Source organism: Pyxidicoccus xibeiensis (assembly GCF_024198175.1).
GTDB classification, from domain to species: Bacteria; Myxococcota; Myxococcia; order Myxococcales; family Myxococcaceae; genus Myxococcus; species Myxococcus xibeiensis.
Genome location: NZ_JAJVKV010000022.1, coordinates 36791 through 59043, shown reverse-complemented (window position 1 = coordinate 59043; position 22253 = coordinate 36791). Strand labels below are relative to the sequence as shown.

Annotated in this window: 19 protein-coding genes; 11 read left to right on the top strand and 8 right to left on the bottom strand. The window is 73.1% G+C overall.

Annotated elements, in window-relative coordinates:
• Window positions 1-27: 27 nt before the first annotated feature.
• The 3 genes from LXT23_RS45915 to LXT23_RS45905 all read left to right on the top strand — a co-directional run bounded on the left by LXT23_RS45915 (window position 28) and on the right by LXT23_RS45905 (window position 4118).
• A complete protein-coding gene (locus LXT23_RS45915; RefSeq protein ID WP_253986869.1) occupies window positions 28-1029 on the top strand; it encodes a S1 family peptidase in 1002 nt (333 codons plus the stop codon).
• 154 nt (window positions 1030-1183) lie between these two features.
• Window positions 1184-1972 carry an RNA polymerase sigma factor gene (locus LXT23_RS45910; RefSeq protein WP_253986868.1) on the top strand — a complete coding sequence of 263 codons (789 nt, stop codon included), beginning with the start codon at window positions 1184-1186 and terminating at the stop codon, window positions 1970-1972.
• Window positions 1973-2069: 97 nt separating this feature from the next.
• Window positions 2070-4118 carry a protein kinase domain-containing protein gene (locus LXT23_RS45905; protein WP_253986867.1) on the top strand — a complete coding sequence of 683 codons (2049 nt, stop codon included), beginning with the start codon at window positions 2070-2072 and terminating at the stop codon, window positions 4116-4118.
• 16 nt (window positions 4119-4134) lie between these two features.
• On the opposite strand, the gene LXT23_RS45900 is transcribed toward LXT23_RS45905, so the two are convergent.
• Complete coding sequence (locus LXT23_RS45900; RefSeq protein WP_253986866.1) at window positions 4135-4722, bottom strand: DUF2378 family protein; 588 nt, start codon at window positions 4720-4722, stop codon at window positions 4135-4137.
• A gap of 194 nt (window positions 4723-4916) precedes the next feature.
• On the opposite strand from LXT23_RS45900, the gene LXT23_RS45895 reads away from it, so the two are divergent.
• The 4 genes from LXT23_RS45895 to mdoH all read left to right on the top strand — a co-directional run bounded on the left by LXT23_RS45895 (window position 4917) and on the right by mdoH (window position 11590).
• Window positions 4917-7205, top strand: a complete 2289-nt coding sequence (locus LXT23_RS45895) for a PAS domain S-box protein (protein ID WP_253986865.1) — start codon at window positions 4917-4919, stop codon at window positions 7203-7205.
• A 325-nt stretch (window positions 7206-7530) separates the two neighbouring features.
• A complete protein-coding gene (locus LXT23_RS45890) occupies window positions 7531-9069 on the top strand; it encodes a glucan biosynthesis protein (protein ID WP_253986864.1) in 1539 nt (512 codons plus the stop codon).
• Entirely contained in the window at window positions 9066-9557 is a 492-nt protein-coding gene (locus LXT23_RS45885; protein ID WP_253986863.1) for a hypothetical protein, read from the top strand. The genes LXT23_RS45890 and LXT23_RS45885 overlap by 4 nt, the downstream gene beginning before the upstream one ends.
• A 26-nt stretch (window positions 9558-9583) precedes the next feature.
• Entirely contained in the window at window positions 9584-11590 is a 2007-nt protein-coding gene (gene mdoH, locus LXT23_RS45880) for a glucans biosynthesis glucosyltransferase MdoH (RefSeq protein WP_253986862.1), read from the top strand.
• 82 nt (window positions 11591-11672) lie between these two features.
• On the opposite strand, the gene LXT23_RS45875 is transcribed toward mdoH, so the two are convergent.
• Together LXT23_RS45875 and LXT23_RS45870 are read right to left on the bottom strand one after the other, a co-directional pair.
• Complete coding sequence (locus LXT23_RS45875) at window positions 11673-12983, bottom strand: M18 family aminopeptidase (protein WP_253986861.1); 1311 nt, start codon at window positions 12981-12983, stop codon at window positions 11673-11675.
• A gap of 14 nt (window positions 12984-12997) precedes the next feature.
• A complete protein-coding gene (locus LXT23_RS45870; protein WP_253986860.1) occupies window positions 12998-13837 on the bottom strand; it encodes a hypothetical protein in 840 nt (279 codons plus the stop codon).
• A gap of 118 nt (window positions 13838-13955) precedes the next feature.
• Between LXT23_RS45870 and LXT23_RS45865 the strand changes: the two genes are divergently transcribed.
• Window positions 13956-14672, top strand: coding sequence for a hypothetical protein (locus LXT23_RS45865; RefSeq protein ID WP_253986859.1), 717 nt, complete (start codon window positions 13956-13958; stop codon window positions 14670-14672).
• Window positions 14673-14786: 114 nt separating this feature from the next.
• Here the strand turns inward: LXT23_RS45865 and LXT23_RS45860 are convergent, their stop codons facing one another.
• Window positions 14787-15728 (bottom strand): acyl-CoA dehydrogenase family protein, encoded by a 942-nt coding sequence (locus LXT23_RS45860; protein WP_253986858.1) that lies wholly within the window; start codon window positions 15726-15728, stop codon window positions 14787-14789.
• Between the two features lie 229 nt (window positions 15729-15957).
• On the opposite strand from LXT23_RS45860, the gene LXT23_RS45855 reads away from it, so the two are divergent.
• Complete coding sequence (locus LXT23_RS45855; protein ID WP_253986857.1) at window positions 15958-16848, top strand: ankyrin repeat domain-containing protein; 891 nt, start codon at window positions 15958-15960, stop codon at window positions 16846-16848.
• A gap of 82 nt (window positions 16849-16930) precedes the next feature.
• On the opposite strand, the gene LXT23_RS45850 is transcribed toward LXT23_RS45855, so the two are convergent.
• Window positions 16931-17560 carry an SET domain-containing protein gene (locus LXT23_RS45850; RefSeq protein WP_253986856.1) on the bottom strand — a complete coding sequence of 210 codons (630 nt, stop codon included), beginning with the start codon at window positions 17558-17560 and terminating at the stop codon, window positions 16931-16933.
• Between the two features lie 95 nt (window positions 17561-17655).
• On the opposite strand from LXT23_RS45850, the gene LXT23_RS45845 reads away from it, so the two are divergent.
• Window positions 17656-18030 (top strand): DUF423 domain-containing protein, encoded by a 375-nt coding sequence (locus LXT23_RS45845; RefSeq protein ID WP_253986855.1) that lies wholly within the window; start codon window positions 17656-17658, stop codon window positions 18028-18030.
• A gap of 18 nt (window positions 18031-18048) precedes the next feature.
• Here the strand turns inward: LXT23_RS45845 and LXT23_RS45840 are convergent, their stop codons facing one another.
• Entirely contained in the window at window positions 18049-18363 is a 315-nt protein-coding gene (locus tag LXT23_RS45840) for a hypothetical protein (RefSeq protein ID WP_253986854.1), read from the bottom strand.
• 115 nt (window positions 18364-18478) lie between these two features.
• Between LXT23_RS45840 and LXT23_RS45835 the strand changes: the two genes are divergently transcribed.
• Window positions 18479-19783, top strand: a complete 1305-nt coding sequence (locus tag LXT23_RS45835) for a metal-dependent hydrolase family protein (RefSeq protein WP_253986853.1) — start codon at window positions 18479-18481, stop codon at window positions 19781-19783.
• 4 nt (window positions 19784-19787) lie between these two features.
• On the opposite strand, the gene LXT23_RS45830 is transcribed toward LXT23_RS45835, so the two are convergent.
• Complete coding sequence (locus LXT23_RS45830; protein WP_253986852.1) at window positions 19788-21065, bottom strand: glycosyltransferase 87 family protein; 1278 nt, start codon at window positions 21063-21065, stop codon at window positions 19788-19790.
• Between the two features lie 21 nt (window positions 21066-21086).
• Complete coding sequence (locus tag LXT23_RS45825; protein WP_253986851.1) at window positions 21087-22025, bottom strand: 1-phosphofructokinase family hexose kinase; 939 nt, start codon at window positions 22023-22025, stop codon at window positions 21087-21089.
• Window positions 22026-22253: the final 228 nt, after the last annotated feature.

Below are 22253 nucleotides of genomic sequence, written 5' to 3'. Positions count from 1 at the left end.
GGAACTGTCGTGACACAGGAGGTCACCATGTCCGAAGGACCCGACAGGACGCCTCCCCGGGACGCCCTCGTCCGAGCCTCCTCGTCACTCGTGATGCTCGAGGTGGAGGGCCGCACCGCCTCCGGCTTCATCGCCACGCCCGAGGGCCACCTCGTCACCAGCCTGCACGCGGTGGCCGGCGCCCGCAGCATCAGCGCGGTGATGTCGGATGGGGTGCGCTCCGAGGTGGTCCAGGTGGTGGCCATGGACGAGCGCAGGGACCTCGCCGTCCTGCGCCTGCCGCTGCCGGACATGGTGCCCGCGCTGCCGCTGGGCCGGGGCCCCCTGCCCGCCGAGGGAGAGAGCGTCTACGTGCTGCGCGCGGTGGCCGGGCCGGCGCCGGAGGTGCGCTCGCTGGAGGTGCGCGCGGTGCAGGTGCTGGGCGACTGGCTCACGCTGATGGAGCTGACGCGGACCATCTCCGAGCAGGCCTCGGGCGCCCCGGTGATGGACTCGCGCGGCGTCGTGGTGGGCGTGGCCACCGCGGCGCTCGCCAACGGCCGCTCCCTGGGCCTGGTGATTCCGTCACGGTACGTGCTGCCCATGCTGCGGGCCATGGTGACGGCGCCGCTGGCCGCGCTGGAGGCGCCCCGCCGCCGCGCCGGACGCGTGCGCCAGGTGCCCCAGCATCCGCTGAGCATGCTGGAGGGCGCGTCCCCGGACGCGCTGGAGTCCATCGCCAGCACCCTGGGCCAGGCCATCAACGTGGGCGCGCCCGCGTACAACCGGGGCGACGTGGAGGGCTGCTACCGCCTCTATGCGCGCACCGCCGAGCAGCTCATCGACGAGCGCGGCGACTGCCCCGGCGCCCAGCGCGCCCTGCGCGACGGCCTGCTGCGCTGCGGGGAGCTGTCGGATTTGGATGACCGCGCCTGGGCCCTGCGCGACGTCTTCGACGGGCTGCTCGACGTCATCCAGCGCTGCCTCCAGGCACGGCCCGCGGTGACGGCGCCGGGCCGCAAGCCGCCTCCGAAGCGGCTGCTCAACTGAGCCGGGCCAGGACGCCGGAGCCCGCCGCTCGAGGGAGGTGGCACCGGGTCATCGAGGACCGCTCGGACGCCACGCCCGTTTCGAAGAAATCCGTGCAGTAACCTCGGGGGGCGGGGCTCTTTACTGGGAATGCCACCCCGTGGAGGCTCCCGTCATGGTCGTCGAGCCGTCGAGCGACTCCCTTCCGTCCAGCGCCGCCCCCCGCGAGGAGGGCGGCAAGGTGCTGCCCTTCCCGCCCCGGCGCCGCTTCGCCACCACCCGGTGGAGCATGGTCCTCGCCGCGGGCCACAGCGCCGCGCCCGAGGCCCGCAAGGCCCTGGAGGCGCTCTGCCAGCAGTACTGGGCTCCGCTCCACGACTTCGTCCAGCACAAGGGCTTCACGAAGGAGCAGGCCGCCGACCTGACGCAGTCCTTCTTCGTCCGGCTGCTGGAGAAGAACGCCCTGTCCGTCGCCGACCCCACCCGGGGCCGGTTCCGCTCGTGGCTGCTCACGTCGATGACGCACTTCCTGGCGAACGCATGGGACGCGGAGCAGACCCGGGCCCGCGGCGGCGGCCACGTCCACGTCCCCCTCGAGGACCCGGAGGGCCGTGTCATCCCCGCCCCCTCGCCGGACCCCACGCCGGACCGCGTCTTCGAGAAGCGCTGGGCGGAGCGGCTGCTGGAGCACGTGCTGGCCGCGCTGCGCGAGGAGTACGTGCTCGCCGGCAGGGGCGCGCTCTTCGACCACCTCAAGAAGACGCTCACGGGAGACGCTGGCGCCGCGCACGCGCACATCGCCGAGGTGCTGGGGATGAAGCCGGGCGCGGTGAAGGTGGCGGCCTTCCGCTTCCGCAAGCGCTACCAGGAGCTGCTGCTGCGCGAGGTCTCCCACACCGTGGCCAACCCCGCGGACGCCGCCGACGAGCTGCGCTTCCTCATCACCGCGCTGGCGGGCCCGTAACCTTGCGCGGGCCGCCGCTTCAACCCGGTGCATCATGACGCCCCCCCGCCCACCGACGTGCCCCCACCCGCCCTCCGGAACGCTGGAGGGCCTGTGCATGCCGTGCCTGCTGCTCGCCGGTCTGGAGCCCCTGGGCCCCGCTCCGGAGGAGGAGCCCGTGCCCGTGGAGCCCCCCCTGCCCCGGCGCTTCGGCGACTACGAGCTGCTGGAGCGCCTGGGCGAGGGCGGCATGGGCGTCGTCTACAAGGCCTTCAACGTCCCCCTCAAGCGCATGGAGGCGCTGAAGATGAGCGCCGTGGACCTGCCGGCGAACGACGACGGGGTGCCCGGCTTCCTGGCCGTGGCGGAGGCGCGGGCCGCCGCGAGCCTGAACCACCCGAACATCGTCCACGTCATCGCCACGGGGGTCGCCGAGGGCCGCCCCTACTTCACGATGAACCTGATGGAGGGTGGCAGCCTCGACCAGCAGATGCACCGCTTCCGCGCCCCCCGCGCGGCGGCGCGATTGATGGCGACAGTCGCCGGGGCCGTCCACCATGGCCACCAGCGGCTCATCCTCCACCGGGACTTGAAGCCGGCGAACCTCCTGCTCGACGCCGGGGACGTGCCCCATGTCGCCGACTTCGGCCTGGCCCAGCCGCTCGACACGCGGAAGCAGCGAGGCCCGGTGGGAGGCACGCTCCCGTACATGGCACCGGAGCAGACCACCGCCCACGGCCCGCCCCTCACCGTCGCCGCCGACGTCTACGGCCTGGGCAGCATCCTCTACGAGCTGCTCACCGGCCGGCCTCCCTTCCAGGACGAGGGCGGCAGCCGTGAGGCCCTGCTCGCCAGGGTCCGGGAGGCCGAGCCGCTTGCCCCCCGCGCGCTGGAGCCGCGCATCCCCCGGGAGCTGGAGCACATCGTCCTCAGGTGCCTGCACAAGGAGCCCACCCGCCGCTACGGCTCCGCGGCGGAGCTGGCCGATGACCTCCAGCGCTTCCTGAAGGGCGAGCCCGTGGGCCCCACCACCCGCGCCCGGCGCGTGCTGGCCTGGTACCGCGGCCACCCCCTGGAGGCAGGGCTGCTGGCCACCCTGCTCTGGTCCCTCGCCGTGGCCGCGGTGGCCGCCTTCCGCATCGCCAGCGCGCAGGAGGAGGACCTGCGCCACGACGCGCTGCGGGTCAACCTCTACGCCGCGCGGCTCGTGGCGGGGACGGTGCTCTTCGAGCTGGCGCAGTACCGGCAGGGCGTGGAGCGCGCGGCGGCGCGGCCGGAGCTGGGCGCCGCGCTCCAGGCAGGTGACGGCCGGGCCCTGGAGTCCTTCTGCCGCGAGCGCTTCACCTACCACGACGGCCCGCGCGGCGGAGCGGCGCGCTCGGACGTGGCCTGGCCCTTCCAGCGCTGCTTCATCCTGGACACGACGGGCCGCGCGCTCGCCCACTGGCCTCCGCCGCCGCGCTTCTTCATTGGCAATGACTACGGGTGGCGCAACTACTTCCAGGCCGCCCGGCGGCTGGCGGACACGGGGCAGCGCGCCGCCTACGTGTCACGTGCCTTCCTGGGCACGAGCGACGGCTCCAACACCTTCGCCATCTCCGCCCCGGTGTACGGGCCGGCAGGGACGTGGCGCGGCGTGCTGGTGGCCACCATCGCCTCCAACTCCACGCTGGGCTCGCTGCGGCTGGACGACCCGGGCGGCGTCAACCGCACCGCCATGCTGGTGGCACCCACGGACCGGCCCGCGCCGGACGAGGCAATTCCCTCGCGCGACACGTACACCGTCGTCGTCCACGAGCGGCTGGGGCGTGGAATGCCCGTCGCCCTGGGGGCGGAGACGGCGCGGCAGCTCGCGCGGGCCCTGCCACCGCCCACCGCCCACGAGGAGGAGCAGTTCCTGCTGCCGTCCGTGGAGGGCCGGGTGCTGGAGGGCTACCGGGACCCCGTGTCGAGCGAGCCGGGCACCTGGCTGGCGGCCTTCGCGCCGGTGGGCAACACGGGCTTCGCCGTCATCGTCCAGTCGCGGGAGAAGGCGGTGCTGGCCGTCAACGCCGTGCTGGCGCGCCGCATCGCCTGGTGGAGCCTGCCCTTCGCCGTGGGGGGCGGGCTGTTATGGCTCCTCTTCTGGCGGCTCCGCCAGCAGGCGCTGACGGAGGGGAAGGCCTAGGCCCGAGCGCCCGGCTTCAGGGCTCGTCCCACCGCACGTGCAGCGTGTACCCGCTGGCCTGGCGCTCCAGCACCACCACCTCCGGCTTCACGCGGGTGCGCCACAGCACGCCCTCCACCACGCCCGCCACGAAGTCCGGCAGCGGGTCCGGGTCCACGACGCGCACCCGCCACTCGCGCGACTGCACCGGCTCCAGCAGCATCTTCATGTCCTCGCGGCCCGCCCTGAGGTACGTGGGCAGCCGCGTCAGGCTGCGCTCGGCGCCCAGCAGCGGCGCGGCGGTGGCCAGCACGCGCCCCACCAGCGTCTGCGAGAAGCCCTCCACGTACCGGTGCCCCAGCGCGCGGTTGGCGGCCTCGGGCGGGTACCCCGCGAACACGAAGCGCCGGGCCACCCCCAGCGCCGCCCGCCACACCGACAGCGGGTATGACTGCTGTGAGACTTCCCCGTCGTAGCCGATGTCCTGGAGCGACTGGGCGAAGGCCCCCGTGGGCTTCAGCGCGTGGACGAACAGCCCCTCGAAGTTGCGTCGTGGCACCTGCACCGGGCTGGGAGGTGACTCCCGAAGCTCCTTCACCGGCTCGCTCAGCCCCCGCCATTCCATCGATTCCCCCCTCCGGCCCACTGGCAGACCGGGTCCGGCAGCCAGTGTAACAGCCCGAGGGGCTACCGATTCCTCCTCCACCGCGGATTCCTGCGGCCCCCCGATTCCTCCGCCACCGGAGAAAAGCTACGTCACTACACTTTTACAACAACAAGGCTCGTGTAACGATGACGGCTCGTTTGCAGAGGAGTGTCATGCGGGTCCTCATCGTCACCCAGGGAGGGGCGGACCTGGCGCCACTCGAGTCCCGCTTGCGGGCGCGAGGGCACACGGTGGTCACCGCCGCGCGGGACGCGGAGGTTCCTTCCGCGTGGCGCTCGGGCGCGTGCGCGCTCGTGGTGGTGGACACCCACGGACCGGCGGCGCCCGTCCCCCTGCTGCGCGCGTTGCGCAGCCTTCCCAACGGCCCGGAGGCGGTGGTGATGCTGCTGGGGCCGCGCGAGGCCCTGTCCAGCCTGCACTCCGGGCTGGAGGCCGGCGCGGACGACGTGCTGGCGTGGCCGCCGGACCCGCAGGAGCTGGAGCTGCGGCTGGACCTGGCCGAGCGGCGCTTCACCCGGCGCCACGGCCGCACCGGCGTGCCCTTCGGGGACGAGCTGCGCGACACCATGCTGTCCGTGTCGCCCGTGCCCACGTCGATTACCACGCTGACGGACGGCAAGGTGGTGGCGGCCAACGACGCTTACTTCCAGGCCTTCGGCTACACGCGCGAGGAGGTCATCGGGCGCACCACGGTGGACCTGCGCCTGTGGGAGCGGCCCTTCGACCGGGCCCAGGTGGTGGAGCGGCTGCGGCGGCACGGCTCGGTGCGGGGCGTGGACGCGCAGTACCACACGCGCCAGGGCGAGCTGCGGCACACGCTGCTCTTCATGGGGCTGGTGCCCTACGCGGGCGCGCCGCACATCATCTCCTTCTTCCCGGACATCACCCCGCTGAAGCGCGCGGAGGATGAGCTGCGGCGCTCGGAGGTGAGCTTCCGCACCCTCATCGAGAGCCTGCCGGACCTGGTGGCCGTCTTCAGCCGGGACGCGCGGGTGCGCTACGCCAACCTCAAGGTGGCCACGGCGCTGGGCTACGAGAACGTGGCGGAGTTGCTCGGCCGGCACATCTCCGAAATCATCCCTCCGGAGGACTTCGCGTCCGCGGACGCGCGCATGCACGAGGCGCTGCGCACGGGCCGGGCGGCGCTCCAGGAGCGGCGGCTCTTGAAGCGCGACGGCACCATCCTCCCGGTGGAGTCCACCACCTTCCCGCTGCCCTTCGCCGGCGAGGACGCCATCGTCTCGGTGTCGCACGACCTGACGGAGCGCCACCAGATGCAGGCGCGGCTGATGCTGGCCGAGCGGATGGCCTCGGTGGGCACGCTGGCGGCGGGCGTCGCGCACGAAATCAACAACCCGCTGGCGTACCTCACGGCCAACCTGTCCTTCGCGCGCGACGAGCTGAGCGCGCTGCTGGGCGAGGGCGCGCGGAGCGCCGAGGCGCGGCTGTCCCAGACGCTGGCGGCCGCGCAGTCCGCGCTCGCGGAGGCCCAGCAGGGCGCGGACCGGGTGCGCACCATCGTCCGCGACTTGAAGACGTTCAGCCGGGTGGACTCGGCGGACAACGCCGACGTGGACGTGCGGCAGGTGCTGGAGTCCACGCTGAACCTGGCGACCACGGAGATTCGCCACCGCGCGCGGCTGGTGAAGCAGTTCGACGAGGTGCCCCGGGTGCGCGCCAACGAGTCGCGGCTGGGGCAGGTGTTCCTCAACCTGCTCGTCAACGCCGCGCAGGCCATTCCGGGAGGAACCCCGGAGCGGCACGAGATTCGCGTCGCCACGCGCGTGGGCACCCAGAACCGGGTGGTGGTGGAGGTGGCGGACACCGGCATGGGCATCGCCGCCGAGCACCTGTCGCGCCTGTTCGACCCGTTCTTCACCACCAAGGAGCCCGGCGTGGGCACGGGGCTGGGGCTGTCCATCTGCCACAGCCTGGTGGCCTCGCTGGGCGGGGAAATCCACGTGGAGAGCGAGCCCGGCCGGGGCTCCACCTTCCGCGTGCTGCTGCCGGCCGCGCCCCCGGAGGAGAAGGCCCCCGTGGTGCCCACGCCCCCGCCGCCCTCCACGGAGAAGCGGGGCCGCCTGCTGGTGGTGGACGACGAGCCCCTGGTGTGCACGGCGCTGGGCCGCACCCTGCGGCCCCACCACGACGTGACGCTGTCCACCCGCGCCCAGGAGGCGCTGGAGCGAATCGAGGCCGGGGAGCGCTACGACCTCGTCTTCTGCGACTTGATGATGCCGGGCATGAGCGGCATGGACTTCTACTCGGCCCTCCAGCAGCGCTACCCCGAGCAGGCCCGGCGCGTGGTGTTCCTCACCGGCGGCGCCGTGACACAGCAGGCCCGCGCCTTCCTCGAGGCCGTCCCCAGCCCCCACCTGGAGAAGCCCTTCGCCGGCCGGGAGCTGCTGTCGCTCGTCCAGGAGCGGCTCGCGCACCCGTAGTGCGATGTCCACCTGTGGAAGATTTGGACAGCCCTGCTCGAAGGCTGTTCCTGATCTCCCCAGCCTCCGCCCACACCGGGCGGGAAGGCGGCCGTCCGTTCCCCTCCAACCCCGGCGCTGCTTGGAGCCACAACGGGCTGGAGAACCCAAACCACTGGAATCCCTCGGGATTCTGGCGAGGCCGTCCGGCGCATGACGCGCTGGTACGCAGGTTGCTGATGGCCTGACGCGCCGCACCGGGAGTGCAGGGGCGGCGCAGAGTCGGGCGGAGTCCGAAGGACCGGGGGGTCGTTCGACGTACCGGTCTATTCGGAGGCACCTGGACGTGAAGTCGCGGCGGAACAAGGCATGGAGCGCGTGGGTGTGCGCGGCGGTGGTGGCGTCGGCCACCGCGGCCAGCGCGCGCGCCGCCCCGGCGAAGCCCGCCGCCTCCGCGCGGGCCTTCCCCCCCGGCACCGTGGTGGAGCGTGCCCGGGCCCTGGCCGCCCGTCCCTACGTGGCGCCGAAGTCGACGCTGCCCGAGGCGTACCAGCAGCTCTCGTATGACGCGTACCGGGACATCCGCTACCGCGACGAGAAGGCGCTGTGGCGCGGGGACGGCCTGCCCTACCAGGCGCAGTTCTTCCACCCGGGCTTCCTCTACCCCGTCCCCGTCGCCGTCCACGTCGTGGAGCACGGGAAGGCGGAGCCGGTGCGCTTCTCGCCGGAGCTGTTCACCTACGGCGCGCTGGTGAAGCCGGGCCCGCTGGCGAAGGCCGACGGCTTCGCGGGCCTGAAGCTCACCCACCCGCTCAACCGGGCCGGGCACTTCGACGAGGTGCTGTCCTTCCTGGGCGCCAGCTACTTCCGCGCGCTGGGCCGGGGCACCGTGTACGGGCTGTCCGCGCGCGGCGTGGCCATCGACACCGCGCTGCCGCGCCCCGAGGAGTTCCCCTCCTTCCGCGAGCTGTGGCTGGAGCGCCCCGCCCCCGGCGCGGACCGCGTGGTGGTGCATGCGCTCATGGACGGGCCCAGCCTCACCGGCGCCTACCGCTTCACCGTCATCCCCGGCGCCAGCACGGTGATGGAGGTGGAGGCGACGCTCTTCGCGCGCAAGGCCGTGGAGCAGCTGGGCCTGGCCCCGCTCACCAGCATGTACCTCTTCGGGGAGAACGACCGGGGGACGTACGACGACTTCCGCCCGGAGGTGCATGACTCGGACGGCCTCTTCGTGTGGATGCGCGAGGGCGAGCAGCTCTGGCGACCGCTGCAGAACCCGTCGCGGGTGAGCGTCTCCAGCTTCCGCGCCGCCAGCCCGCGCGCCTTCGGCCTGCTGCAGCGGGACACCGCCTTCACCAGCTACGAGGACCTGGAGGCCCGCTACGAGCTGCGCCCCAGCGCGTGGGTGGAGCCCGTGGGCGACTGGGGCCCCGGCGCGGTGCGGCTGGTGGAGCTGCCCACGCCGCAGGAGGTGCACGACAACATCGTCGCCTTCTGGGTGCCGGACGCGCCGCTGACGCCGGGCGTGCCCCTGCGCGTGGCGTACCGGCTGCACTGGGGCGCGCAGGCGCCCTGGCCCCGGACGACCTCCGCCGTCACCGCCACGCGCATCGCCGCGGGCGACTCGGCGGGCGCGCGGCGCTTCGTCCTCGACTTCTCGCCCGAAGCCGGCGCGAGCAGGAGCGACGGGCCGGTGGACATCCTCATCACCGCCTCGAGGGGCCAGGTGCTGCACCGCACCGTCCGGCGCCACGAGCCCTCCGGCGGCTGGCGCGCCACCTTCGAGTGGGTGCCCGACGCCGGCGCCCCCAGTGAATTGCGCGCGTACCTGAGACGCGGTTCCGAGACCCTCACCGAGACCTGGAGCTACCTGTGGACCCCGTGACGACGCTGACCACCCGCCCCTCCGCTCCGCCCTCCGCGTGGGTCCTCCCAGCGACACGCGCCGCGCTCGACGCCTTCTTCCAGGGCTTCGGCTTCACGGCGGACGAGGACCTGTCCGCGCTGGCCCTCTGGGTGCTGGACAGCGACAGCGCGCACGGCGCCCAGCCGCGTGACGCCGTGGCCCTGGCCCGCGCGCGGATGGAGGCGTGGCTGGCGGAGGTGCTCGGCCAGGAGGCGGCGGGCACGCTGCTCACCCGGGGCCGCGCGGCCTTCGTGCTGTGTGACGGGGCCCGGCTGGGCGCGCGCCTGCTGACGCGGGGCTCGGTGCCGGAGGACTTCGCGCGGACGCTGCGCGCGGCGGTGCCCGTGCCGGCGCCGGCGCAGGTGGCCTCGGTGATGCCCGAGCAGCAGCTGGTACTGTGGCCCTTCGGCGAGCTGCTGCGCCGCGGCCGGCGCGCGGTGCTGCCGGACGTGTCCATCTCCCGCTAGCGCCCTTCTCCCGGAGCCACTCTTCCATGCACGCCCATTCGTTCTCCCCCGAGAGCGCCGGGCCGAGGCGCGCTTGCGTCCTGGGCCTGGCCGCCGCGTCCACCCTGCTGGGGACGTGGCAGATGCACCGCCTGCTCAGCGTGCGCGGCACCACCGTGCCGGAAGTCGTCCTGCTCGCGCTCTTCGCCCTGTGCTTCGGGTGGATTGCCCTGTCCTTCTGGACGGCGGTGGCCGGGTTCCTCCAGCTCGCGCTCGGGGGCCGGCTGCCCGGGCTGCGCTGGCCCACGGCCCAGGAGGAGGCGTCGCGCCTCACGTCCCGCACGTCCGTGGTGATGCCCATCCACAACGAGGACCCGGCCGCCGTCTTCGCCAACGTGCAGGCGACGTACGAGTCGGTGGCCGCCACCGGGCACCTGGACGCGTTCGACTTCTATGTGCTCAGTGACTCCACGCGCGCGGAGGCGTGGGTGGCGGAGGAGCTGGCGTGGGCGGAGCTGTGCCGCCGCGTGGGCGGACAGGGGCGCATCTTCTACCGGCGCCGCACGGACAACACCGGGAAGAAGGCCGGCAACCTCCAGGACTTCTGCGAGCGCTGGGGCCGGCACTACGACTTCACCATCGTCCTGGACGCGGACAGCCTGATGGACGGCCGCACGCTGGTGAAGATGGCGCGGCTGATGGAGCTCAACCCGCGCACGGGCATCATCCAGGCGCCGCCGCTGTGCGTGGGCCGGAGCACGCTGTTCGCGCGGCTCCAGCAGTTCGCCGGCCGCGTCTACGGGCCCGTGGTGGCCGCGGGCGCGGCGGCCTGGCAGTTGGGCGAGTCCAACTACTGGGGCCACAACGCCATCCTCCGCACGTCGGCGTTCATCGAGCACTGCGGGCTGCCGGTGCTGCCGGGACAGCAGCCCTTCGGCGGGCACATCCTCAGCCACGACTTCGTGGAGGCGGCGCTGATGCGGCGCGCGGGCTACACGGTGTGGCTGGTGCCGGAGCTGGGTGGCAGCTACGAGCAGCCGCCGCCGAACCTGCTGGCGTATGCGCAGCGGGACAGGCGCTGGTGCCAGGGCAACCTCCAGCACCTGAGCCTGGTGGCGGCTGGCGGGCTGCACCCCATCAGCCGGGGCCACTTCCTGATGGGCGTCATGTCCTACGCGGCCTCGCCGCTGTGGCTGCTGTTCCTGCTGTCGGGGCTGGTGGCGGCGCTGCATGACGGGTGGCTGATGGGCTCGGCGGAGCCGCTGCCGTTCGATGCGCGGGGGGCGCTGGTGCTGACGGCCACGTCCATGGGGATGCTGCTGGCGCCGAAGCTGCTGGGGCTGGTGCTGGCCCTGGCTCGCGGGCAGGACGCGGCGCGCATGGGCGGCCGGGTGCGGCTGGTGCTGAGCGTGCTGGTGGAGAGCGTGCTGGCCACGCTGCTGGCGCCGGTGATGATGCTGTTCCAGTCGCACTTCGTCTTCGGGACGCTGCTGGGCTACCGCGTGTCCTGGACGAGCCAGCAGCGCGAGGACGCAGACCTGCCCTGGGCCGAGGCAGCGCGGCGGCATGCCGTGCACACCGGCGTGGGCGTGGCGCTGGCAGTGGCCGCCTTCCTGCTGTCCCCCGGGCTGCTGGCGTGGATGGCGCCCGTGGTGGCGGGGCTGCTGCTGTCGATTCCCCTCTCCGTGTTCACCGCGCGGGCGTCGCTGGGCCTGTGGGCGGAGCGCCTGGGGCTGTTCCTCATTCCGGAGGAGACGGAGCCCCCCGAGGTGCTGGAGCGGGCGCAGGGCGTCGAGGAGGAGCACGCGGTGGCGCCCGTGACGGACGCCGTGGACCATGTCCTCACGGACGCCCGCGCGCACGCGCTGCACCTGGCGCTGCTGGAGGCGCAGCCGGGGCTGGCGGCGGTGCCCGCGGCGCTGGCGTCCGCGCGGAAGAAGCTGCTGGGCGGGGCGCCCGAGCCCCTGTCCGCACCGGAGAAGGCCGCCGTCCTGCTGGATGCGGGCACGCTGGCGGAAGCGCGGGAGCAGCGGCTGCTTCGCGCGCTCTCGTGAGTCGTCCGTCCCGGGTGCCGTGACGTACGGCGCACCCGGGTGGCACCAGGCGCTCGAGGGAGTGCCTGGTGCCGCAAGCGCGCTACGCGAACAGCTGGCGCAGCACGGCCACCATCTTCTCCACGTCGGATGCGCAGGCCATCTCGCGGATGGAGTGCATGGACAGCATGGGGTTGCCCACGTCCACCGTGCGGATGCCGAGCTGGCCCGCCGTAATCGGTCCAATCGTGCTGCCGCACCCCAGGTCCGTGCGCGTGACGAAGTGCTGCGGCGTGACACCGGCCTCCCGGCACAGCGACGCGAAGTACGCCCACGTCTCGCCGTCCGTCGCGTAGGACTGGTTCACGTTGGACTTGATGACCGGGCCCAGGCCCATCTGCGGCTGGTGCTTCGGCTCGTGCAGCGACGCATAGTTGGGATGCACCGCGTGCGCCATGTCCGCACTCACCAGGAACGAGTTGGCGATGGCCCGGTGGAACGCGTCCGGCTTCCCGTCCGAGTGCGCCAGCGTGAAGCGCTCCAGCAGCGTGCGCAGGAACGGGGACGCAGCGCCCTGCGCGCTCCGGCTGCCCACCTCCTCGTGGTCGAACAGGATGACGCCGCTCGTCGCCTCGCGCTTCTCGTTGCCGGACAGCAGCGCCGTCAGCGCGGAGTGACAGCTCGCCAGGTTGTCCAGGCGCGGCGCATGGAGGAACTCGCCGTGCACACCCGAGCGCGTGGGCGGCTGCAAGTCGTAGAGGCACAGGTCGTAGCCGAGGATGTCCCCCGCCTCCGCCTTCACCCCGCCCTTCGCCAGCTCCTGCACCAGCAGCGCGCGCAGGTCCACCGCGCCCGCGCTCTCCAGGCCCAGCACCGGCACCATGTGCTCCTGCGGGTTCAGCTTCAGCCCGTCCGTGTTCACCCCGCGGTTGAGGTGGATGGCCAGGTTGGGCACGCGCAGCAGCGGCCGGCGGAAGTCCACCAGGTGCCCCTGGGTCTTCCCTCCCGCCATCAGCATGATGCGGCCGGCGAGCGACAAGTCGCGGTCCGTCCAGGTGTGCAGCAGCACCCCGCCGTAGATTTCGACGCCGAGCTGCTGGTACCCGTTCTTCGACACCGGCGCGTTCGGCTTCAGCCGCAGGTTCGGCGAGTCCGTGTGGGAGCCGACCAGGCGGAAGCCCGCCCGGTCCACCGGGGAGGTGCCGAGCTGGAAGGCGGCGATGCTCGTGTCCCCGCGGATGACGAAGACGCGCTCGCCCGGCTTCAGCGTCCAGGACTCGCGCTCGTCCAGCTGCCGGTAGCCGGCCTGGGTGAGGCGGCGGGCCGACTCGCGCACCGCATGGTACGGCGTGGGCGAGGCTTCGATGTAGGCGAGGAGGTCTTGGGCCAGGGCGTCGGTATCGGTCGGGCTCATAAGGGCGCCCCAAGCTAACGCCGTCCAGCCCCTCCGCCACTCCCGAAAGTCGCCTCCCCGCCCGCCGGGCGGGCCCCCGGTGCCCCCGCCGGAAGGACGGTGGAGGAGGCCCGCGCCCCCGGCGCCGCGTCCAGGAACGTCCCCAGCAGCACCCAGCGGCGGCACGTGGCCTCCGCGCCGCGCCGCGCCACCACCGGCGTCGTGTAGTGCCAGAAGGGCAGCCGGTACACCGTGATGCCGCCCACGGTGCTCACCCGCGTCATCTCGGAGAAGTGCCCGTCCTTCGCGTACACGAGGTACTGGTGGTCCACGCCCGGCATCGTCAGGCTGACGTGCATGTCCACGTAGCCGTCGCGGGCCTCGGGCTCCTCGGGGTGGTGGTCGTTGTGGGGGCCCGAGTAGTCCCCCGGGCCGTAGCACAGCACCTGGATGCCCCACTTGCGCCGCAGGGCCCGGCCCGTCACCGCGGCGGCGAAGGCGGCGAAGCTGTCCGAGCGCATCATGTCCGTGAGGCCCACCGCCTCCGCCGCGCGGTAGGAGCGGGAGCGCCGGTTCTCCAGCAGCGCCGTCCGGTTGCGCACCGTCTTGGGCAGCAGCTCCATGTAGTTCATCGTCATGCCGGAGATGGAGTCATGGGGGATGGGGTCCTCCATGGGCACCAGCGTGTCGCGCAGCGCCACGTCCAGCGCGTCCCGGCAGGCCGTGGCCCGGCGCACGTCGACGACGCCCTGGAGCGCCACGAAGGGCCGCTCCGGGTCCAGCAGCGCACCCGTCACCTCGCGGTCCTTCCCCTCCAGGATGCGGCGTCCCTTGGGGGTGAGCAGGTCGGCGAACTCGGCGGGAAAGGTCTTCATGGGCGGGAAGATAGCGGCCCCGCCCGGGAGTGCACGGGCCTTGGGAGCGGCCGGACGCAACGTTTGGCCCGCTTCCGGCGATAATGGCCCGATAAGCCGTATTCCGGAGCCCCCGTCCATGGACCCCATCCGCAGCCGCCCCCGCGCCCTCTCGACTCCGACCTCCTCCACCCGGCCCCAGGCGAGCACGCAGCAGGCGGCTGCCCCGGCCCGGGCGAACGCGGTGGGCCACTCCCAGCTCAACACCTTCCAGGGCACGGCGCCCGTCCGCGCGGCCCCCGCCCAGCCCACGCCGGGCGCCTGGCGTGGCGGCCCGGACACCGAGGTCGGCAAGGCCGTCCAGGCCATGTGGGACCGGATGCAGCAGATGCCGGGCAACGACATCAGCATCAAGGGTGACACCCCCGCCAGCCTGATGGGCCGGGCCATCCTCGACAGCAAGCACGTGACGAACGAGCAGCTCATCGCCATGTCCAAGGTGAAGCTGGAGCAGCTCGCCACCGACCCCGCCTCGCGGGAGAAGGTGCTGAAGAAGGTCCCCAACGCGCGCGAGCTGCCGGTACACAAGTTCACGGTGGCCATGCTGTCCGCCGCCACCGGCATCGACCCGCAGAAGCTGTCCGAGGCCTGCCCGGACCTGGGCCTGACGGGCGCGCCCAACACGCCGCTGCTCTACGCCGCCAAGGGCGAGGGCATGCAGCGCTCCACCGCGCTGCACGACTTCACGGACTACCTGCGCGGCGCCGGCATCAAGGGCCTCAACAAGGCCGTGTGGGGCGTGGAGAACCGCATCCTCTCCGCCCTCGTCTCCGCCGTGGGCGGCGGGCGCTACTGAGCAGCGACACCGCCTCGCGGTGAGCTTCCCCGGGCCGTGGCCTTCTCCCGAAGGTCACGGCTCGTTGCTTTTCCGGGCGAGCCCCGCTGCCGGGGCAGGGCCCTTCGACTGGCGCTACCTGTCGCCGTCCACTCCGGCGCCCGTCGTCCGCTGCCTCGCGGCCTCCAGCCGCTTCGCACGCACCTTGCCCGCGATGCCCAGCAGGCGCCTGTCGCGCTCCCACCGCTCGCGCGTCGTCGCGTCGACCTGGGCCCATAGCGGCTCGCACCGCTCCACGGTCCGCTTCGCCAGCTCCAGCGCCCCGCCGAGCGCCAGGTGCGTGGCCGCATCCGACGGGTCCGCCTGGGCCAGCCCGCGCATCATCACCGCCAGGGCCAGCAGCTCCTCGCGCACGGGCTCCGGCCAGCCGCTCCGGCGGGCCACCTGCACCAGCCACCCGAGCAGCGCCAGGTGCACGTGGCAGTCCTCCACCGTGCGGAACGGCTTGAGGTAGCGCGCGTACCCGTCACCGGGCAGGACCTCCTCCGCCGCCACGACCACGGCCTCCAGGGCGAGCTCCGCGTGGGGGACTTCCGGGATGAAGGGCAGCTCCGGCAGCGCGGTGACGCGGACGCCCGGGCGCTTCGCGTCCACCACCACCATCCTCAGCCGGTTGCGGCCCTGCGCGTCCTGGCCCTCGGTGGCCACCACCAGCAGCAGCTCCGCCCGGGTGCCCAGCGTGACGAACGTCTTGTCACCGCTCAGCCTCGGGCCCGAGCCGGTGTCCTCCAAGCGCGTCTGGATGGCGGACGGATGCGCCCCGCTGGGCTCGGTGGCGCAGAGCGCACAGGGCCGGTCCGCCGGCAGCATGGGGAACAGGAAGCGATGCGCGGCGTGGTAGCCGGAGGCGAAGGCGTACCCCAGCCGGTCCGCACGGAAGCCCCCCGCCAACGCCAGGTCCGCGGGCGCGGGGAAGCGCGACTGCAGCGCCAGGTGGCGCCCCCACCACGCGTCGACGGAGTCAAGGGGCGGTGTCTCGGGAGACTCGGAGAGTAGGAAGCGGAGGACGTCGTTCACGTCCAGCACTCTAGGACAGCGTCCGCCGCGGCACGCAATCCGATGATGGAAGGACGAATCCGGGAGTGTTCACGCCCACCTGCACCGGTGCCCGGCTTCAGCGGCCATCCGCCGCGCCGCGCGCGCCCCCGCAGCGGGTCGTCCGCACCCCGCGCCGTGCGCTTCCCGACTCATGGCGAGGCCCCGAAGGGCCGACGTACCCTCGTGGAGGTTCCCCCCCTCGCGGCTCATGTCCCCGTCCCTCCACGTCCGCCTCCGCCGCACCGTGCTCGCGCTCCTGCGCTGCGCGCTGCTGCTCGGCGCGCCCGGGGCCTTCGCGACGTCGGGGTACGAGCGCGCGGTGGAGCTCACCACCGCGGTGTCCAGCGGAGACGCGACGCACATGGAGCGGCTCCTCGACGCCGGCCATGACGTGAACTCCCGCACCAGCGACAACAGCACGACGCTGCACGCGGCGGCGGGGTACGGGCGGCTGGACATGGTCCGCCGCCTGCTGGAGAAGGGCGCGGATCCGCTGCTGGAAGACGACGCGGGGCGCACGGCCCGCGACATCGCGCGGGACTGGGGACACACCGACGTGGTGGCGCTGCTCGAGGTGGCCGAACGGAGCCAGTCTCGCCTCCTGCTCCGCGCCCATCACCACGAGCCACCGCCCCGCCTCCAGCGCGGAGTGGAGCCTCGCACGGCCATGGCCTGGAGCGCCCCCACCCGTCCCGCCGCCCGGCGCGAGGCGGGCACCACCACCCGGCAGTTGGCACCCCGGGAGCTCAGGCCCACCGGCGTCAGTCCCCGCGGCGGCATGTGGACGGGCCGCTTCGCCCATGGCACGGGCCGGGTGCGCTTCACGCTGGATTCGAGCGGTCGCACCCTCTCCGGCGTCGAGCTCGAGGGCACCCTCCGCTGCGCCGGGGGCGACACGGCCCGCGCCTCCGGACGCGGCGCCACGTTCGTCATCGACCGCGGCGCCTTCAACGGCACGTTCCACGACGTGAAGGCCGGTGTGCAGTGGCACGTCGAGGGCCACTTCCTCGCCACCGGGAACGCAGTGGGACAGGTGCGCGTCCGCACGCGCACCGGCACCTGCGACACCGGCCCGCTGAGGTGGACGGCGAGCCCGTAGCGTCAGGCGCCCCAGGCTCGGAGCTCGGAGCTCGGAGCTCGGAGCTCGGAGCTCGGAGCCCGGAGCCCGGAGGTTGCCCGGCTCAGCCCGCGCGCTTGCGGCCGGCCGTCTTCGTCCGCTTCGCGGCCTTGCTGGAGGAGGGCTTCTTCGCCGTCCCCTGCTTGCCTCGCGAGTCCTTGCCACGGGCCTTCGACTTGGACTTCGTCCTGGCCGGGGCCTTCTTCCGGGCAGGCGCCTTCTTCACGGGCGCGAGGATGGTGCCCCGGCACTTCGGCGAGCCGCAGCGGCAGACATAGAGCGCGTCGGACTCCGGGCCCATGCCCTCGGTGCGCTCGTAGGCGTAGTCGTAGACCAGCTCCTCCTCGGGCTCGATGGTGCGCAGCGCGTAGATGTAGATGTGGCCCTTGTCGATGAGGGCCTCGCAGTTGGGCTCACACGAGTGGTTGATGTAGCGCGACTCGTTGTGGAGCGTGCCTGCGTCCAGCACCGCGCCGTCTTCCAGGTTGAAGAGGAAGGTGTGGTGCCGCTCCATCGTCTCGTCGTCGTAGCGAAGGTCGGCTTCTTCCTGGGAGATGCGCTCGCCGACGTACTCGATGATGCGCGTGCCCTTGCGGATGCGGCGCGTGGCGAAGGCACCCGTGCCCTGGATGGCAGACGGGCGCAGCTCGAAGGGAATCGGCTTCGGGGAAGGAATCAGGGTGGGTGAGGTCATTCGGAAGGGTGCGGCCCGGGAGTGCACGTCGGCCAGGACGCTGTGCCTGCGGCGGTGTAGCGTGCACCAGACGGACTTCTGATGAAAGGCACTCGATGATGCGGTGGTTCCTGGTCCTCGGTGCGGTGAACGCTTTTCTCTCCGTGGCGGCGGGGGCCTTCGGAGCGCATGCCCTGCGCGCCCGGCTTCCCGTGGACCTCCAGGTCATCTTCGAGACTGGAGCGCGCTACCACATGTACCACGCGCTCGGGCTCGTGGCCGTGGGCCTGCTGGGGCACCTGCGCCCCTCCCCGCTGCTGGCCGGCGCCGGGTGGTCGATGCTGGCGGGCATCATCCTCTTCTCCGGCAGCCTCTATGCGCTGGCCCTGTCCGGCGTGCGCGTGCTGGGCGCCATCACCCCGCTGGGCGGGGTGGGCTTCCTCGCCGGGTGGCTCCTGTTCGCCATGGCGGCGTGGCGCACCACCCAGTGAGCGCGTCACGGCCCGGTGTCACTCCTTCAGAGGCAGCGGAGGAGGCATCGGGTAGACGGTGTCCATCTCCCGGTGGTTGCGCAGACCACACGCCTCGCGCTGCACCATGAGGTTCCACCGCTGCCGCTCGGCCTCCTTGCGGATTTCGCGGTAGCGGAGGAGCGGCGCGGTGCGGTCAGTCCCGGTTCGGGCCAGCACCTCGCGCTCGGCCAGGGCCAGGTCCTTCAGGAGTCCTTCCAGCTTGTCGCCCGTCCTGCGCAGGGCGACACCCTTCTCCTTCTGGAACTCGACCTCCACGGGCAGCAGCGCATTGACGCGGTCGTCGCGAGCCATGGCCTCCATCTAACAATCGTGCCCGCCTGGCGCTGGCCCGGGACACGCGGCCTGCCTCCCTGCCCCGTGTACGGCGAAGTGGCCGCCGCCCCGGCCGCGCGCCATCATCTCCGCCATGCGCGCCCTGCCCCTCGTTGCCGTCACGCTGGCCCTCGCGGTCTCCCTGCCCGGCTCCGCCCAGCCCACCGCCACGCCCCCTCCGCCCACGGCGCCCAAGTCGTACCTGCTGCGCCCCGCGCGCGTCTTCGACGGCGTCACCGCGAAGCCCCACACGGGCTGGGTGGTGCTCGTCACGGGTGAGCGAATCGCGGCAGCCGGCCCCGAGGCCCAGGTGAAGGCCCCCGAGGGCGCGGAGGTGGTGGACCTGTCCGGCGCCACGCTGCTGCCGGGGCTCATCGAGGGCCACTCTCACATGTTCCTCCACCCGTACAACGAGGCGTCGTGGAACGACCAGGTGCTGAAGGAGTCGCTCGCGCTGCGCGTCGTGCGCGCGACGAACCATGCACGCGCCACGCTGATGGCGGGCTTCACCACCGCCCGGGACCTGGGCACCGAGGGCGCGGCGGACGCGGACGTGGGACTGAAGCAGGCCATCGACCAGGGCCTCATCCCCGGCCCCCGGCTGCTGGTGACGACGCGCGCCATCGTCGCCACCGGCAGCTACGGCCCCAAGGGCTTCGCCCCCGAGTGGTCCGTGCCGCAGGGCGCGGAGGAGGCGGACGGCGTGGACGCCCTGGTGCGGGTGGTGCGTGGCCAGATTGGCCGGGGCGCGGACTGGATAAAGGTGTACGGCGACTACCGCTGGGGCCCCCAGGGCGAGGCGCGCCCCACCTTCTCCCTGGAGGAGATGAAGCTCATCGTCGACACGGCGAAGGGCAGCGGTCGCCCGGTGGGGGTCCACGCCAGCACGCCGGAGGGCATGCGCCGCGCGGTGCTCGCGGGCGCGGAGAGCATCGAGCACGGTGACGACGGCACGCCCGAGGTGTTCCGGCTGATGGCCCAGCGCGGCGTCTTCTTCTGCCCCACCCTGGCGGCGGGGGACTCGATGCTCCAGTACCGCGGCTGGAAGCGGGGCGTGGACCCGGAGCCGGCCTCCCTCCAGGCGAAGCGCGCCAGCTTCAAGGCGGCCGTGGCCGCGGGAGTGCCCATGTGCGTGGGCGGGGACTCGGGCGTCTTCGCGCACGGGGAGAACGCGCGCGAGCTGGAGCTGATGGTGGACTACGGGATGACGCCCGCGCAGGTGCTCCAGGCCGCGACCTCCGGCAACGCGCGCATGCTGCACCGCGAGGACCGGCTGGGGCAGGTGAAGGCGGGGCTGCTCGCGGACCTCGTCGCCGTGGACGGTGACCCGACGCGGGACATCTCCGCGGTGCGCAAGGTGCGCTGGGTGATGAAGGGCGGCACCGTCCACCGCCGCTGAGGCGTCAGCGCCCCTCGCCAGCCTCCGCCGGCGCGTCCTGCGTCCCCCGCGCGGAGGCACCATCCAGCGAGGCCGCGCTCCGCCACGCCTCCCGCGCCAGCGCGAAGCCCGCGGCCAGCAGCAGGCCATTGCGCACCAGCAGCAGCATGGCGTGCAGCGGGCCGATGCCCGTCCCGTACGTGCTGCCAGCGAAGATGCCCCGGGTGATGACCGCCGCCACGAAGATGGCGATGGGCGCCCACCGCGAGCCGGAGAGCAGCGCCAGTCCAGCCACGCCGGTGAGCCACACGAGGTACTGCGGGCTGAGCACCGGGTTGAGGACGACGAAGGCGACGAGCGGCAGCAGCGCCAGCCGCGCCAGGTCCTCCACCCGCTCGGGCGCCCGGCGGCGCACGGCCCACAGGCCCACCGCCGCGGACGCCAGCGAGCCCACCACCCACGTCCACCGCGTCGCGTCCTTCACCCACTCCGCCGCCGCGCCATGCAGCTCGAAGGCGGCCGTCGCGTGGACCCACGCCACGTCCCGCACCCACCCCAGCAGGTGCAGGGCCCACAGCAGGGACGCGCCCAGTGACTCCACCTGGAGCCCCCGCTCCACATGGAAGGACGCGAAGCCCCACCAGGGCCAGAAGGCGCTCAGCGGCACCAGCGGCAGCACCCCCAGGGCCAGCCCCAGCACCAGCCGACGCGCCGCGCCCCACGAGCCCCGCCGCCAGCACACGGCCAGCGCCAGCGGCACCAGCACCACGGGGTACAGCTTCGTGACGATTCCCACCGAGAGCGCGAGCCCCGCCAGCACGTCGCGCCGGCGCGACAACGCCACCAGCGCGGCCAGCGTGAAGGTGGCGGGGATGAGGTCGTACCGCTTGAGGTAGTGGACGCTCTGTATCCAGCTCGCCACCGAGTACACGGCGAAGGGCAGCCACGCGCGCGCCGAGCGGCCCCAGCGCCGCGTCCCCTCCGACAGCAGCAGCCACTTGCTGAAGGCGTCGAAGAGCGTGAGCTGCAGGCCGAAGAGGGGGACGAAGGCCTTCAGCGTCCCGCCCAGCCAGGCCGCGGGGACGAACCACAGCAGCGCATAGGGCGGGTACTCGAAGCGGAAGTCCTGGTTGGGCGTGGCGCCCGCGAGGAAGGAGCGGGCCGTGTTGAAGTACAGCTCCAGGTCCTTCACCCGGGAGGAGAAGGCATAGAGCGCCAGGGGCGCCACGCTCACCGCGAGCGCGCCCCAGTGCCAGGGGCCCAGGCGGGAAGCGGAAGGCTCGGGAGGGCTCGGGGCGGACACGTGTGGGGACTCTGTCCGGACCTAGACGGGCACCGGCCGCACGAGGGCGTGCAGCCGCTCCACGTCCGCGCGATGGCACAGGTCCGTGCCCTGCGACAGGAGCGCGCCCGTGCCCGAGGCGATGCCCCAGCGCAGCGCCTCCTCGGGGGACTGGCCCCGGGCGAGGGACAGTGTCAGGCCGGCCACGAAGCTGTCACCCGCGCCCACGGAGCTGTGCGTCTCCACCGGCGGCGGCGACGCGCGAAGCTGCCTGTCCTTCGTCGTCAGCAGGGCGCCATCCGCGCCCATGGACACCGCCAGCAGCTCCACGCTGCCTCGCGCCACCAGCTCACGGGCCGCGGCGGCCTGGGCGGCCAGGTCCTCGGTGCTCATGCCAGTGAGGTCCCTCAGCTCGCGCCGGTTGGGCTTGGCCAGGAACACGCCCTCCTCCAGGGCGGCCCGGAGCGGAGGCCCGTTGGTGTCCACCACCACGCGCACGCCCTGGCGCTTCGCCTGCCGCGCCACGCGGGCATAGAAGTCCTCCGGCACACCAGGCGCCAGGCTGCCGCTGGCCACGATGAACGCGGCGCCCACGGACACCTCGGCCACCGCGGCCAGACAGCGCTGCCACTCGCGCTCGGACAGCGTGGGCCCTGGCAGGATGAAGCGGTACTCGCGCGCGCTGGTGCCCTCCGCCACCGTGAAGCTCTCCCGGGTGTAGCCCTCCACCGGGATGGAGCGGCGCAGCAGGCCCTTCTCCTCCAGCAGGTGCTCCAGCAGGTGCCCGGTGGGGCCGCCCCGGGTGTAGATGGCGATGGACTCGCCGCCCAGCTCCCGCACCACCCGCGCCACGTTGATGCCGCCGCCCCCCGGGTCTCTGCGGACGGAGCCACAGCGCAGCTTGTGCTCGGGCGTCACCTCCGGCACCGACGTGGCGATGTCGATGGCGGGGTTGAGCGTCAGCGTCACGATGTGTGCCATCTCGGGCGTCCTCCAGGAAGGTCAGTGCCGCTGTCTCCACGGCCTACAGCGGAAGCGCGCCGAGCCTGCCCCACCCGGAGCGACTCCGCCAGCAGGGCGAGCAGCCAGCCATGCCCTGCCCGGCAGCGGACACCCCACCTGACGCATCCGGTGGGTCCCTGTTGCCTTCCGGGGTAGGCCCGCGAGAATCCCACGGCCATGACACCGCCCCGCAAGCCCACGCGCGAG